Origin of the sequence: Vibrio panuliri (assembly GCF_009938205.1) — a bacterium.
Lineage (GTDB): Bacteria > Pseudomonadota > Gammaproteobacteria > Enterobacterales > Vibrionaceae > Vibrio > Vibrio panuliri.
Genome location: NZ_AP019654.1, coordinates 851,632 through 866,095, shown reverse-complemented (window position 1 = coordinate 866,095; position 14,464 = coordinate 851,632). Strand labels below are relative to the sequence as shown.

The window sequence follows — 14,464 nt, the reverse complement described above, 5'->3', positions numbered from 1 at the left end:
GGAAAAAGCTAAGGATGCGAAAACTGCGCTGGGAGCATTGGCTCTGTGTATTGCTGCTAATGTTAACAAGCCACTCGATGGCCAACCCTGTTTATACCTCGCCAACTCTCAATGAGGCCAACAATCTGGTCGAGATTGTCCCTAAACAGGCACGTCAACTCGCCAGTGACTATCTTGCCCAGCGTAAACTGTCGGATAACTCAGAGAAAAGCCCAGCAGCCATTTCTCGCGATGAAGCGGATAATCGGGTTCGTACGCCCGGTGCCACCATAGATGCGCTCAGCATATTGGCGGATGCTGAGTTTAACCTTGGTAATCCTAAAGCGGCATTGAAGCATCTCGCAGAGGCCAAAACGCTCACCGAGATCTATGATCTTCCTTACTTAGGTCTTGATGTGCAACTGCACCAAATCCGCCTAGAGTGGCGTTTTTCTGGTAATGGTATTCTAGCCAGAGAAAAGCTTCATAAAGTGGAAGAGTCCTACACCAGTATCAAAAATCCGGAACAGTTAGCCATAGGGCTCAAATACCAAATCACGATGCTAAAAGGGGAAATCGCCTCCAAAGAAGGCGAACTGGACTTGGCAAATCAGTTATTTGCTCAAGTGAAGCCTTACATCGAACAAGTAAAATCTTCATATATCGTGATCAATTATCACCTTACGGTGGGTAATCACTTACTGGCTCATAAGCAGTACAACAAAGCGCTTTCTGAGTTTTTGGTTGCATACTGGACAGCCATTGAAGAAGACTCACGCGCGCTGTTAGGGAAAACCAATTACTGCTTGGGTAAGCTGTTCTATGATCGCAAAGTCCTCGATAAAGCCAATAACCACCTATCGCAAGCTGCTGATTTCTACGATAACTATCAAGACTCCCCTGTTTTACCTGATATTCTCAAACTGATGGGCGATAGCTACTACTACCAAGGCAAATACAACCTTGCTTTAGTCCAGTACTTCAACGCCATGGATCATGAGCGAGTAAACAACAATATCTTAAATGAGATCGATATACGCATTGCGCTATCGGCTACCTATTTAAACTTGGTGAATTTCCCACTGGCTGAACAATACTTAGAGCGAGCGGAAGAGTTATTGAAGTATACCGATGCCCCTAAACAACAATCACATGCTTATCTGCTACGAGCGGGGTTATCGGCAGAAAAACGCCTTGCCGACCAAACGATCGAGAATGGTAAGAAAGCATTAGAGATCGCTCAGCACTCCGACAGTATCAATACCCAAAAACACGCTTATCGACTGATTAACCGAGGTTATGAGCTGAAAGGCGACTATAAAACTGCCCTGCAGTACTTTAAGAATTACAGTGCGCTAGTGTCGATAGAGCAACATCAAATGGATCTCATCAGTGAAGATGCGTTTCGCCAACAGAAAGAGTTTGTCGAACGGAATATTCACCTAACCGGGCAAAAACAAGAGTTAGAACACTCGCAGACGGAATATCGTAAGTTCCAAAAAATCGCTTTTGCGATGTTCATTGCCGCTTCACTGCTGTTTTTATTCTTATTGCGCCGTGGTCACGTGATGCGCCTGCAAAAAGAAGAAATCGACAAGCTTAATCAAAACCTCTTTAAGCACTCACGATCAGGGTTGCGAAACCTGCGTATGTTGAATGCCAAACTACCAGCCTCCTTAGAGGCCAGCAGCGATCAATTTGAGAAATGGCATGTCGGTGAACTGATCCATGAACCACTTAACGATAGATTGCGCTTTGTGATGATAGATGTGCCATTTCTACGTAACTTACACATGCAACATGGTTACATTGAAGGGTTAAAGCTAGAGAAGCAATTTGGGGACTTTCTGCGAGCCAAAGTTTCTGCCCCCGCTCGAATCTACCATTTTTCAGACGCTAACTTGCTCTACATCGAACCAAACAGTGACCGCAACACCTCACCTGAAGTGTTGATCGAAAAGATCCACCAATGGGTCGAAGAGTTTAAACCGCAGCGAAAACTCAACCGAGTCGTTCGTATGGGTATGGTTGACTATCCTTTCTTACCGCGAGCTTATACCGCATTAAATGACAAAGAATTACTCGATATTCTTTTGATGGCGACGGGCGCGGCGAGAACGCTGAGTTTGGATGACGGGAACAGCCATTGGGTTTATCTAAAGGCGATTGAAAACGCTCCGGCAGCCAGTTTGGCAACGGGTAATGTACGTAAAGCGTGCAAACACTCGATAAGTCAAGGACTGATAAAAGTACACTCATCTTTCAATAATGAGGAGAGCCTCAAAAAAATATTAAAAGATGACTGATTTCAGACCGTTCCTACCCAAGAGGCAGTGACGAAACATTTAAATTTGTTAATATCAATAAATTAATTAATAGGGCTACCACCCGATTATACAATAAGAAATTAGTTACATGGGCGCGCTTGAACAAGATATTCAGTCACAGCTTCACAAGCTGAAATCTCAATTGGAACAAGCTCGATTGACGCAAAGAGATACCTCTTTCAAATTCAAACGAGAGCTGCAAGTATTACAACGCGTCGTAACTTCATTAAGTAGTACGTGTATTAGTGATAACCCCCATTTGCAATCTGGGCTGCAAGAGCTTAAATTGGCAATTGAGAAACAAAAAGACATTAGTAGTTTAATACCTAAGCTTTTGGTATTAGAACGTTTAATTAAACAACATACAGTGGCTATGGACTCGCAAAGGCAACAGTTAGATTCGCAAGTAAAACATGCGGGTGAAACGCTTCTTCGTGTCGCCGGCATACCGTCAAAGATCAAACGCGACCTTCGTGATTTGCTGAGTTTGTGCGTCGCTAACGAAACGCCACGAACCGAGCAAGCGATGAAGCTGCTCGCCATTTATCAACGTGCCATCAAGATTCTGATCTCTAACCCTGAGTCAACTAATGCGATTTTATCCAGCGATGCTGATAAAGAGTTACTCAAGCAACTTAACTCTGAGCTTCAGCACTTAATCTCTGAGTTAGATTTTGCTGGCGAGTCAGGAGACTTACTCAACGACGTTCGAGCAAAGCTACTGCTTGGAGTGAATACCCACACTCTGCTGGAAGAGACGCTGCACGTATTAAAGTTGGTCATTCAAGCGACGCATTTCGAGCGCAAAACCTCTCAGCAGTTTCTTGTTCAAGTGAATGAATCCCTGTCAGGTTCGCTGAAAAGCTCGGCACAAATTACTGACCAGAGTGAAAGCTACTACGAGCAACGTGTCGATCACGGCAAAGAGCTGACTTCATTAGTCACCAACAGCAAAAATGCCCTATCTCAAGCACAAACCATTGAAGAAGCGCAAACCACTTTAACACCAATTTTGAGCCAAATCGCTTCACTCAATGAACGCCTAAAGCATGCTGAAGAGCGCGAAAAAACGCTGCTCGAACGCATGAAGTTTAATCATTGCCAGCTTGAAGCCTTGCACGAAACGACCCAAGATTATCGTCGCAGGCTGGATGAGCAAGCAGAACGAATGCAGCAAGACCCTCTCACTCGGGTATTAAATCGTTCAGCCTTTAATGAGCGTTTAGAGGTTGAGTATCGCCGCTGGATTCGTAATCAACATAGCCTGCGTGTGGTGAAATTTGATATTGATAACTTCAAGGCAGTCAACGATAGCTTTGGCTATACCGCTGGAGACAAAGCGCTGAAAATCATTGCGCGCAATATCAAAGCAGATCTCAGCGATAAAGACACCATTGCTCGCTTTACGGGTGAAGAGTTTATTGTATTGATGCCAGAGAGAGCGGACCCTGAGTGTTATGAGTTAGTGAAGAACATTCAAAGACAAGTATCACACCTTCCGTTTAAGTTCCGCGATCAAAACATCACGATTACCGCAACCGCGGTCAGCACGCGTTTTAAAGACTCGGATACGCCCGAAGAGGTTTTAGAACGCTTGCGTGCAATGCTGCGAGAAGCAAAAGGGATTGGTCTGGAACAACTGATTTGGAAGTAAGCCATTTAAGCGCGAGATAACCCTTAAAACCAAGCCTCAAACAAGAAAGCCGCTCAGATTATTTAATCCGCGGCTTTTTTATTTTCCCAATAGTATGATAGCTTTATAGATATCAGATGCTTAGTCATTTATTCACTCGGCATTAGATAACGTCCCGCTATGACATCATCATGTGTGAATCGAAGGGACAAGGATAACAATAAAAACAATAACGGATAGCTTACGTACAAACCTTACCGATACGACTCCGCTCACTCGGTAGCGTGAGCCTTAATTGCGTTGGCAGTTTTGGTGTACTCGTCTGCTAAGTGATTGGCCCTAAGCCTGTTCGCGGGAAGTGAAGCTGCCAATATATCGTCAAGGAGGTCACTATGATCACCCATATCAGTCCTGCTGGTAGTATGGATCTACTCTCTCAACTCGAAGTTGAGCGCCTTAAAAAGACCGCATCGAGCGATCTGTATCAACTCTACCGCAACTGTACCCTCGCAGTATTAAACTCTGGTAGCCACACCGACAACTCCAAAGAGTTATTAGACAAACATAAATCGTTTGATGTGACGGTAATGCGCCGCGAGCGCGGAATCAAACTCGAATTAACCAATCCACCTGAGCATGCTTTTGTCGATGGTGAGATCATCAAAGGTATACAAGAACACCTGTTTGCTGTGTTGCGCGATATTGTCTACGTCAATATGCACCTTGCTGATAACCAACGTCTCAACCTCACCAATGCAACGCATATCACTAACCTGGTATTTGGCATTCTGCGCAATGCTCGGGCGCTAACGCCTGGTATTGAGCCGAACTTAGTGGTGTGTTGGGGTGGACACTCAATTAACGAAACCGAATATCAATACACTCGACTAGTCGGTAATGAACTAGGGCTTCGTGAACTGAACATTTGTACTGGCTGTGGGCCCGGTGCGATGGAAGGACCGATGAAAGGTGCGGCGATCGGTCATGCCAAACAACGCTATACCCACCAACGTTATCTCGGCTTAACAGAACCTTCAATTATCGCCGCCGAGCCGCCGAATCCAATTGTGAATGAGCTGGTGATCATGCCAGATATTGAAAAACGTTTGGAAGCCTTTGTTCGCATGGCACATGGCATCGTTATTTTCCCTGGGGGCCCAGGTACGGCAGAAGAGTTGCTCTATATCTTGGGTATTATGATGCACCCAGAGAATGCTGATCAGCCGCTCCCAATTGTTCTGACAGGGCCAAAAGAGAGTGAGGCTTACTTCCGTTCGATTGACCAGTTTATTGGCTCTACATTGGGCGAAGCAGCTCAAAAACACTATCAGATTGTGATTGATGACCCTGAGCAAGTTGCTCGAATTATGAAGCAGAGTATGGATCAGGTACGTCAGCACCGCAAAGACACCGGCGATGCCTACAGCTTTAACTGGTCGCTAAAAATTGAACCCGAATTCCAACTGCCATTTGAACCAACGCATGAAGCCATGGCGAGTTTGGATCTGCACCTCAATCAACGCCCAGAAAACTTAGCCGCGGCGCTTAGACAAGCCTTCTCCGGTATTGTTGCTGGTAATGTTAAGGCTGAAGGGATTCGTGAAATTGAGCGCAAAGGGCCGTTTATCCTTGATGGTGACGCTGACCTAATGAAGAAAATGGATCGCCTGTTGAAAGACTTTGTCGAGCAACACCGTATGAAACTGCCTGGCGGCACGGCGTACGTGCCATGCTATCGAATCGCCACAGAGACGAAATAAGACTTTCGCTGTCGTTTCAATTACAATAAGGGCCATTGGCCCTTATTTTTTATACCTTTTATGTCTATTCACCTTGTCATTATCGATGCCTTAAACTTGATCCGTCGTGTTCACTCTGTTCAACCGGATCCAAACGATATCGCGAGAACAATAGAAACAACCAGCCGTACGCTGACTCGTATAATTAATGAGGCTAAACCAACCCATATCATCGCCGTGTTTGATCATCATCTACAAGATCGCGGTTGGCGAGCAGAGATCCTACCCGAATATAAGCAAAATCGTAAGCCGATGCCGGAACCACTGGTTCACGGTCTCGATGCAATTCAAGATGCTTGGTGGCAGTTAGGGATCGACTCGTTATTGTCAGAAGGGGATGAAGCCGATGATTTGGTCGCAACCTTGGCAATCAAAGTCGCTAGCCACAATGAGAAAGTCACCATTATCTCGACAGACAAAGGTTACTGTCAGTTGCTGTCTCCTACCCTACAGATCCGTGACTATTTCCAGCACCGTTGGTTAGATGAACCTTTTATCGAGAATGAGTTTGGTGTTAAACCAACCCAGCTATCCGATTATTGGGGACTGACTGGCATCAGCTCTAGCCAAGTGCCTGGAGTAGCAGGAATCGGCCCTAAAGCCGCTAAAGAAATCCTGACTCAGTTTGCCGATATTGAACAAGCCTTTGCCAGTGATGAGTTGCCAAGCAAATATCGCAAAAAGCTGGATAAAGAGATCGAAATGGCGCGCAAGTGCAAACAAGTTGCAGCGCTGAAAACAGACATCGAACTTGGCTTTAACTTGCAAGACCTACGCTACAACGCCAAATAACTTAGCCATATCAAGATGGGGGGGGTGAACATTGAGAGTTCAGCGCTCCCTCCTGTGGCGATATCTGCTCAAATCAGCACCATGCATACAACCTGATGGTGTGACTCACACCGAATTGCTCAACAAATCCCCTAATCCTGCCCCCTTAACTGACGCTTTCAGCAAATAATGATTCCATAACCATTTCCTCTGTTTTGTAGGCATAGAATGAGGTTACAGCTCATACCGATTGGGGTAAGTGAGTGGTCAGAACACTGCACAACAAAAATGGCAAGAATGATCAATTGCTTATTCTGGTTAGTAACAGAGGTAAGCGTACTGAACAATGTCGCCTTCCTCCCCTGTAAGTCAGCCTAATAAATACAGAAGTAATGAAATGGCACGGCCATTAGTGATTTGAGGACTGGGTAATGACCCCACAAGAACAAGAAATGATTGAAAAGCTAGCTGATAAATTAGCGGCAAAACAAGATATTACTCAAGATCCTGCCGCAGCAGAGCTCATCAACCATAAAATCGCCTCTCAACGCGATATTATTTATCGACTTAGCCAACTAGCATTAGCACAAGAACTTGCCTTGACTGAGATGAAGAAACGCAATGACTACTTGCAAAGTAATGCCGACTTTTATCAGCAAGAGTCCAAGCGTGGCACGATGAGCCGAATGTTTGGCGAAAGCCGCCAACCACCAAGACCGCCAGTATCAAGCTACCAACCCAGTGCCTTTGGTGGCTTTATGCAGACCGCAGCCGGTGTCGCCGCTGGCATGGTGGCAGGCAGTACCCTCAGCCATTTGCTATTTTCAGATTCCCACGCCGCAGAGCCAATCGTAGAAAACACCACGAACAATTACTATCAGCAGCCGGACGATACTGCTGAGAACCCGTTGGATAATAGTCAGACGGAAGAGTCATCAAATGTGGCGAGCGCTGAAAATGACGCAGCGGTCGCAGACGATAACGCCAGTTCATTTCTCGCTGGCAGCGATGACTATACCCAAAGCTACACGGGTGGCGGCTGGAATACCGATACCGGATTTGGTAACCCTGATGATCTAAGTTTTAGTGACTCAAGTAGTGACAGTTTGGATGAAAATGGCTTGAGTGATGACTCGACTCGCTGGGGTGGTGAAGATAACTCAACGAGCGATGATTTTGACTTCGGTAGCGATGACTCAGGCAGTTGGGGCGACGACGACTCTTGGTAAATTCCCGAGACGAAGAGGCAAGCTAACACTTGTCACTCTCAATAAAGACGACCGATCCAACATTTGTCATTCCCGAGAGGGAGGAACGACCGAGTCGGGAATCTCGCTTTCACCGATGAAAATAAGATTCCCTGCTCGCGCTTACGTGCGCCATGGAATGACAAATAGCGGGCAGTTCAAGGAACAAGAAAGAACGAAGCCCCCCAACAACTGTCATTCTCGAGAGGGAGGGACGACCGAGTCGGGAACCTCGCTTTCACCGATGAAAATAAGATTCCCTGCTCGCGCTTGCGCGCGCCATGGAATGACAAATAGCGGGCAGTTCAAGGAACAAAAAAGAACGAAGCCCCCCCAACAACTGTCATTCTCGAGAGGGAGGGACGACCGAGTCGGGAATCTCGCTTTCACCCTTGAAAATAAGATTCCCTGCTCGCGCTTGCGCGCGCCATGGAATGACAAATAGCGGGCAGTTTATGGGATCGCTTGGTAAACACACCCACGCAAAAAAACAAAACCCGCTTTAAAAGCGGGTTTTATCAATAACAACTGCATCATTATTCTTAGTGTGGAGAGATATTCGATAGACACTGAATGTGCACGGTGATCTCTTCACGGTCATGATATAGATGCTTCGCTTGCAGCTTAAACTTCACGCCGTTCTCGATTAAGAAAACCTTCAAGTTTTCGATATCTTGTAGAACTTCGTCGTAACGACCTTTCATCGGCAGCTTAAGGTTAAAGATCGCTTCTTTCGCCCAGCCACTAATGATCCACTCACCCATTAACTGCGCAACACGTGATGGCTTTTCGATCATGTCACAAACAAGCCAAGTCACATTCTTACGTGCAGGCTCAAACTTAAAGCCATCTTCTTGATGGTGCTTAACTTGTCCTGTATCCATTAAGCTTTGCGCCATCATACCGTTGTCCACCGAATGAACGAACATTGAGCGCTTCACTAGCTGATAAGTCCAACCACCTGGGCATGCACCAAGGTCAACACCCCACATACCTGACGCTAAACGCTCATCCCATTCATTACGTGGAATAAACACATGGAAAGCTTCTTCCAGTTTCAGCGTCGAGCGGCTAGGTGCGTCTGCTGGGAACTTAAGACGTGGAATACCCATAAAGAACTGCGAGTTGTTTCCTGGTAACGAGTAACCAATGTAGCAGTGGCCCGGTTCAACAAAGCAAATATGCAGAACTGGTTTTTTCGCATGCTCTTTATTCATTAGCACACCTTTACCACGCATCGCTTGACGCATTGGTACGGTAAACTTACGACAGAATTTAAGCAGCTCTTTGGCCTCATTGGTGTCAGGCGTCTCTATACGAATATCACCACACAGTGGCATCGCATCAACATCAGCCAATGACTCAAGGATCGGTGAAATACGGTCTTCACGAGGTAAGTCAGTCACCTCTGCCGCAACCGCGAACATTTGTCGTGCGAAAATTAACGAGTTGAAGTCCAACTCTTTCACCAGTTTTTGTGCGTCGCCCGCTTGGTAGCACTCAAACAGCACGTAACCTGAGTTCTTTTGTAAACGTGGAAAACCAAACACTTCCAACGCCGTAGCACGGTCTTGAATTTCACCGGCACACTCTTTTTCAAAGCCCGAACGGCAATAAAGCATCAGTTGTTTCACTTACTCACCTCTTTTGATCTGTAGTGCTGCGAAAACGAACAGTGCCCAACCTAGCATAAAGGTGAAACCACCCATCGGTGTGATTGGTCCGAACCATTTCACCCCGGTTAACGCTAGTGCGTAGAGACTGCCGCTAAAACAAAAGATGCCGATGATAAAGCAAATCGCGGCAATGAAAAAATATTTTTGTGCTTTCTCGCCAAGATTAAGCAATAACAGTCCCCCACACAGTAGGATCGCTATCGCGTGGATAAATTGATATTGCACCCCGATCGAGAACACTTCCAACAAGTAAGGCGAGAGTACTGTCTTTAAACCATGCGAAGCAAAAGCACCAAGTGCAACGCCTACCCCCGCGAGAACGCCACCAGCAGCAAGAAGATTATTTGCACGCATTCGTTACTTCCTCTCATAACAAGCGAAGATAAATTGACTCAATACGTCTACTGTATGAGCAAGGTTACCTTCTTCAGTATGACCTGAACTTTTACGCGGTTTAAAACTATGGTCGCCATCAGATACGAACTCAACAGTAACGCTTTGAGAAAGTGAGAAATGCTCAAACTCCTCACGCTTACCAAAAGTATCACGCTCGCCCTGCAAAATAAGGCAGGGTTTGGCGAGGTCAGCCAGATGTTCACCTTTGTATTTCTCAGGTTTGCCCGGAGGATGGAACGGATATCCCAAACAGGCGATTCCTGCTACTAGAGGATTCTCCGCAAGTAAACTCGCCATACGCCCTCCCATCGACTTCCCACCAATCACGATTGGCTGGTCGGCATACTCAGCGATGATTTGCTCAAATGCCTCAAGCAACTTGGGAGCACGGTCTGGCGGGCGCTTTTTGCCATCTTCACCGCGCTTTACCATATAAGGAAAGTTAAAGCGCACCACTTGAATCCCTTTTTCAGCCAAGCCAAGAGCCACGTGCTGCATAAATGCATGCTCCATTCCTGCCCCTGCTCCATGCGCAAAAACGAATAATGGCGAACCTTGTTCGCCATCTATGATTACCTTACTCGTCATCTTCCAACATTTCCTCTTGCTCACTTTGGGCTTTGGCTAACATCCAATCACGGAAAGTGGCAATTCGGCCCATATCAGCTTGTTTCTCATGGCACACCACGTAAAAAGCATTCTTGGTGACCAACACCTCATCAAAAGGTGCAATCAAACGCCCCGCCTCAAGCTCTGGTTGCGCCAAGACATTGTTACCCAAAGCAACCCCTTGTCCGTGGGCGGCAGCTTGTAGCACCATGGTTGAATGGCTAAAAATAGGACCATGGTTAACATTCACGCCTTCGATGCCATGGAACTTGGCAAAGTTTTTCCAATCTTTACGGGAAGTATCGTGCAGTAGGGTATGATTCTTCAGATCCGACAGCTCTGCGAGTGGCTTAGGACCGAGTAGTAGTGACGGTGAACACAGTGGAATAAGAAACTCTTGATACAACTTATCAGCACGCAATCCCGGCCAGTTGCCACGACCATAATAGATCGCTACATCGACATCATCAGTCAATGATCCTTCTTCGATATCGACCGCCTTAATGCGTACGTCAATATCAGGCTCTTGCTGATTAAAATCCGCCAATCTCGGCACCAACCATTGAATAGCAAAACTTGGCGATAAACTAATCGTTAATGCCCCTTTCTCACTTCTTTCAAGTACCTTATCCGTCGCCTCTGCGAGTGAAGTAAAGATGTCTTTAATATCGAGAAAGTAACTTTGCCCTTCTTCGGTCAATAGCAAAGAGCGATTGCGACGACGAAAAAGTTTTAAACCAAGAAATTCTTCTAACGCTTTGATTTGATGGCTAACTGCGGCCTGCGTCACAAATAGCTCTTCTGCTGCTCGAGTGAAACTTAAGTGGCGAGCGGCTGCTTCAAACACCTTTAACGAGTTCAAAGGCGGTAGTCTTCTGGACATAGGAAGCCCTCAATATATTGGATTAGTTTTTTTTATCTGAAACATTATAAAATGTCCATTGCCTGACGACCAGAGAAATTCTATATTTCGTTTCGCAACGCGAGCCTGAACGGCTTGGTTTTTTTGAACCAATTGGCTTTGTTGTTGCGATGTTGTGTTTGCAAACTCGTATTTCGAGTTCGGTAGATTTCTACCATGGTTTTGTTTCATTTATCCCAGAAACAAAACGTATACTTCCTGTATTTATTTTGACCTGTCTGTCAAATTTTTTAGCACCGCCTAATAGGCGGTGTTTTTTTATGTCTCGAGTTTAGATTCCAAAAGCGAGATTCCTGACTACGCCCTTATGGGCTATCAGGAATGACAAAAAGTCGTGCTCAGTTCTAAGCTCTCTAATCTCAACTCTCTTCCATCTTGTCATTCCATGCCGCGAGGAACGAGCGTGACAGGGAATCTCTCTACCATCCACAACAAGAATCCGACTACGCCTTATAGGCTATCAGGAATGACAAAAACAAAAAAAGCGCAAATCGAATTAACGATCTGCGCTTTTAATCTTGTCATCAACGCCAATTAGTCAGCGTTATGGGCGGTAAACCTTCACATTCGCAAAACCTTGCTCTTGCAGGTAAAGCGCCTGTAGACGGCTCATTACGCCGCGGTCGCAATACAGTAGGTAAGTTTTGCTCTGATCCAAATCACCAAACTGAGTAGACAGCTTGTAGAATGGTAGGTGTTTCACTTCCACACCTTCAATTTCTAGCGGGCTCTCATCTTCTTCGTCAGGGCTACGAATATCAAGCACGATTGCGTGCTCTTCTACTGCTTGAACCTGCTCAACTTCTGGAGCCGCTTGCTCGGTTTCTTTAGCAATATCGCGAATGTCCATTTGACGAGCTTCGTAAACCACTTTTTCTAGAATCGAGAAATCAAACTTAGCTTCTTCCGCTTCTAAGCGACCTTTCACCGCTTTAACCGTTGGCTTCTTAGAAATCACGCCACAGTACTCTGGCATTGTTTTCGCAAAGTCCTCGGTACCGATGTCACGAGCAAGATTGATGATATCTTCTTTATCCCAGTTAATCAGTGGGCGAAGAATCAAAGTATCTGTCACACCGTCGATATGGCGAAGGTTGGTTAGAGTTTGGCTTGATACCTGACCTAACGCTTCACCAGTCACTAATGCTTGGATACCAAATTTTTCCGCGATCATACCCGCAGCACGCATAAACATACGCTTAAGGATAACGCCCATTTGGCCGTCATCCACTTTCTCTAAAATTTCAGCGACAACTGGTTCAAAGTCGACTGAGATAAAGCGTACTTTTGCTGACGAGCCATACTTGTTCCATAGGTAGTGTGACACTTGCTTCACGCCGATCTCGTGCGCAGGACCACCTAGGTTAAAGAAACAGTAGTGAACTTTAGAGCCGCGCTTAATGTGTAAGTAGCTTGAAACGCCTGAGTCAAAGCCGCCCGAGATTAGGCTTAGCACGTCTTCTTGCGTACCTAGAGGGAAACCACCTAAGCCTTTATGGCGTGCCAATACTTGGTTAAGCTTCTCGTTGCTCACTTCGATATTGATGGTGACTTCTGGTTTGCTCAGCTTCACCTTCGCGCTTTCAACCGCTTGGTTTAAGCCGCCACCAACATAACGCTCAAGCTCTAGCGAGTTAAACTCGTGTTTACCACGACGCTTTGCACGAACCACAAACGTTTTGTTTTCGATCAGTGGCGCACTCAACTCTAGCACTTGCTCATAGATATTATGTAGATCAGTAAAGTCAGACTGTTTTACTTCTAGTACATGGTGAATACCAGGTGTGTGCGTAAGGATCTCAAGCACCTCAGCGTGGTATTGGTCACTTTCTGACGTCACTTCGATATGGTCACGACGGTTAAATACTGCCACAGACTCAGTGCGAAGCTTGATAATGTTGCGAATGTTACACTCAAGAATCTTTGTGAAGCGCTTACGCACCGACTCACTTTTTACAAAAATTTCTGGATGGGGCTTTACAATAAATTTCATACTTCACTTCACTGGTTAACAGTTTTCGCAATCATCACTAATACGTTGCCACATTCGGCTTAGTTCGTATCTATGACCTTAAGGGCGCAAGATTATACATGATGAAAAGCACATAAAAAAGACGAGCGTGATGCTCGTCTTTTATCTTAGCTGCAAATTGGGTTTAGTTCTGCGTTGCTGGCACAGGTTCGCTATATAGTGGCTCACCTTGCATAATGCTGATCTCAACTCTTCGATTGCGCGAACGTTGCTGTTCTGTGTCATTGGGGCCTAACGGCTCCGTATCCGCCATACCACGCACACGTAAACGCTGATGAGAGAATCCACGCACTTTTTCCATCTCTTGTGCCACAGACACAGCTCGTTGAGCAGACAGATCCCAGTTAGAACGGTAAAGCTCCGAGTCTAAACGTTGATTGTCTGTGTGACCTGAGACTCGCACGATTCCCGGAACATCTTTAACCAACTCTGCCACTTGGCGAACTAAAGGACGGAACTTGGGTTGCAAGAACGCCGACCCAGCAGGGAACGCCCCTTGCTCGCGAATCCGAATGACAATCTGTTGCCCCAAGTTCTCAACTTCAATCGCCCCTTGGTCGATTTCTCGCTCAAGCGCTTTTTTAATGCTCTCTGTCAGCGTCTCCATCTCTTCCATTGATTGAGACTCTTGCTGTTGCTGTTTATCAGACTCAGAGTTTTGGTTGTTCTTGGTCGACGTTTCCGGAGATTGCCCGCCGGTCATCTTACCTTGGTCACGCTGGGTGCCACCCGCACGGTCTGATTCCCCTTCATGGAACTCTAGCGTCTGCTTAGTAATATCCATGGTCTGTTGCATAATCACATCAATCGGTGTCGGCTCAGGGCGACCTGGTCGAAACTCTTGCGCAATAATGCTGGTGCCTTTGGGGATATCTTTCACTTCGAGTTGGTTTTGCACACCAAAAGCAAACTTCATCGAGCCAGCTATCTGCTTAAATTTTAATACATCCATCTCAGAGAACGAGAGTAGCAGTACAAAGAAGCACATTAACAATGTCATCAAATCTGAGAACGTCGTCATCCACATTGGCGCGCCAGGTGGTGGACATTTGCAGTCGTTTTCATCACTCATT

General features: G+C 46.0%; 11 protein-coding genes. 5 read left to right on the top strand and 6 right to left on the bottom strand.

Annotation, left to right across the window (positions count from 1 at the left end):
* Positions 1-14: 14 nt before the first annotated feature.
* The 5 genes from GZK95_RS03930 (at position 15) to GZK95_RS03910 (ending at position 7,738) form a co-directional block, all read left to right on the top strand.
* Entirely contained in the window at positions 15-2,285 is a 2,271-nt protein-coding gene (locus GZK95_RS03930; RefSeq protein ID WP_075706732.1) for a tetratricopeptide repeat protein, read from the top strand.
* Between the two features lie 109 nt (positions 2,286-2,394).
* The gene (locus GZK95_RS03925) at positions 2,395-3,960 is read left to right on the top strand and encodes a GGDEF domain-containing protein (RefSeq protein WP_075714363.1); all 1,566 of its coding nucleotides are present in this window, start codon (positions 2,395-2,397) and stop codon (positions 3,958-3,960) included.
* A gap of 371 nt (positions 3,961-4,331) precedes the next feature.
* On the top strand, positions 4,332-5,699 hold the full coding sequence (ppnN, locus tag GZK95_RS03920) for a nucleotide 5'-monophosphate nucleosidase PpnN (RefSeq protein ID WP_075706730.1): 1,368 nt from the start codon (positions 4,332-4,334) through the stop codon (positions 5,697-5,699).
* A 60-nt stretch (positions 5,700-5,759) separates the two neighbouring features.
* The gene (xni, locus tag GZK95_RS03915; RefSeq protein ID WP_075706729.1) at positions 5,760-6,530 is read left to right on the top strand and encodes a flap endonuclease Xni; all 771 of its coding nucleotides are present in this window, start codon (positions 5,760-5,762) and stop codon (positions 6,528-6,530) included.
* A gap of 410 nt (positions 6,531-6,940) precedes the next feature.
* Positions 6,941-7,738, top strand: coding sequence for a DUF2076 domain-containing protein (locus tag GZK95_RS03910; protein ID WP_075714365.1), 798 nt, complete (start codon positions 6,941-6,943; stop codon positions 7,736-7,738).
* Positions 7,739-8,298: 560 nt separating this feature from the next.
* Here GZK95_RS03910 and rlmM read toward each other — a convergent pair.
* The 6 genes from rlmM to GZK95_RS03880 all read right to left on the bottom strand — a co-directional run bounded on the left by rlmM (position 8,299) and on the right by GZK95_RS03880 (position 14,463).
* Positions 8,299-9,390, bottom strand: a complete 1,092-nt coding sequence (gene rlmM, locus GZK95_RS03905) for a 23S rRNA (cytidine(2498)-2'-O)-methyltransferase RlmM (protein WP_075706727.1) — start codon at positions 9,388-9,390, stop codon at positions 8,299-8,301.
* Positions 9,391-9,786 (bottom strand): DUF423 domain-containing protein, encoded by a 396-nt coding sequence (locus tag GZK95_RS03900; protein ID WP_075714369.1) that lies wholly within the window; start codon positions 9,784-9,786, stop codon positions 9,391-9,393.
* Positions 9,787-9,789: 3 nt separating this feature from the next.
* Positions 9,790-10,416 carry an alpha/beta fold hydrolase gene (locus GZK95_RS03895; RefSeq protein ID WP_075714371.1) on the bottom strand — a complete coding sequence of 209 codons (627 nt, stop codon included), beginning with the start codon at positions 10,414-10,416 and terminating at the stop codon, positions 9,790-9,792.
* Positions 10,406-11,320 (bottom strand): transcriptional regulator GcvA, encoded by a 915-nt coding sequence (locus GZK95_RS03890; protein WP_075706724.1) that lies wholly within the window; start codon positions 11,318-11,320, stop codon positions 10,406-10,408. The genes GZK95_RS03895 and GZK95_RS03890 overlap by 11 nt, the downstream gene beginning before the upstream one ends.
* Positions 11,321-11,903: 583 nt before the next feature.
* Positions 11,904-13,352, bottom strand: coding sequence for a tRNA uracil 4-sulfurtransferase ThiI (thiI, locus tag GZK95_RS03885; RefSeq protein ID WP_075706722.1), 1,449 nt, complete (start codon positions 13,350-13,352; stop codon positions 11,904-11,906).
* A 163-nt stretch (positions 13,353-13,515) separates the two neighbouring features.
* On the bottom strand, positions 13,516-14,463 hold the full coding sequence (locus GZK95_RS03880; protein WP_075714373.1) for a flagellar motor protein MotB: 948 nt from the start codon (positions 14,461-14,463) through the stop codon (positions 13,516-13,518).
* Between the last annotated feature and the right edge of the window lies 1 nt (position 14,464).

Bases quoted from the DNA above. Each gene is read 5' to 3' on its own strand.
- xni (WP_075706729.1), top strand. From the start codon at position 5,760: ATGTCTATTCACCTTGTCATTATCGATGCCTTAAACTTGATCCGTCGT.
- GZK95_RS03900 (WP_075714369.1), bottom strand. From the start codon at position 9,786: ATGCGTGCAAATAATCTTCTTGCTGCTGGTGGCGTTCTCGCGGGGGTA.
- ppnN (WP_075706730.1), top strand. From the start codon at position 4,332: ATGATCACCCATATCAGTCCTGCTGGTAGTATGGATCTACTCTCTCAA.
- GZK95_RS03895 (WP_075714371.1), bottom strand. From the start codon at position 10,416: ATGACGAGTAAGGTAATCATAGATGGCGAACAAGGTTCGCCATTATTC.
- GZK95_RS03890 (WP_075706724.1), bottom strand. From the start codon at position 11,320: ATGTCCAGAAGACTACCGCCTTTGAACTCGTTAAAGGTGTTTGAAGCA.
- GZK95_RS03880 (WP_075714373.1), bottom strand. From the start codon at position 14,463: ATGAGTGATGAAAACGACTGCAAATGTCCACCACCTGGCGCGCCAATG.
- GZK95_RS03925 (WP_075714363.1), top strand. From the start codon at position 2,395: ATGGGCGCGCTTGAACAAGATATTCAGTCACAGCTTCACAAGCTGAAA.
- GZK95_RS03930 (WP_075706732.1), top strand. From the start codon at position 15: ATGCGAAAACTGCGCTGGGAGCATTGGCTCTGTGTATTGCTGCTAATG.
- thiI (WP_075706722.1), bottom strand. From the start codon at position 13,352: ATGAAATTTATTGTAAAGCCCCATCCAGAAATTTTTGTAAAAAGTGAG.
- GZK95_RS03910 (WP_075714365.1), top strand. From the start codon at position 6,941: ATGACCCCACAAGAACAAGAAATGATTGAAAAGCTAGCTGATAAATTA.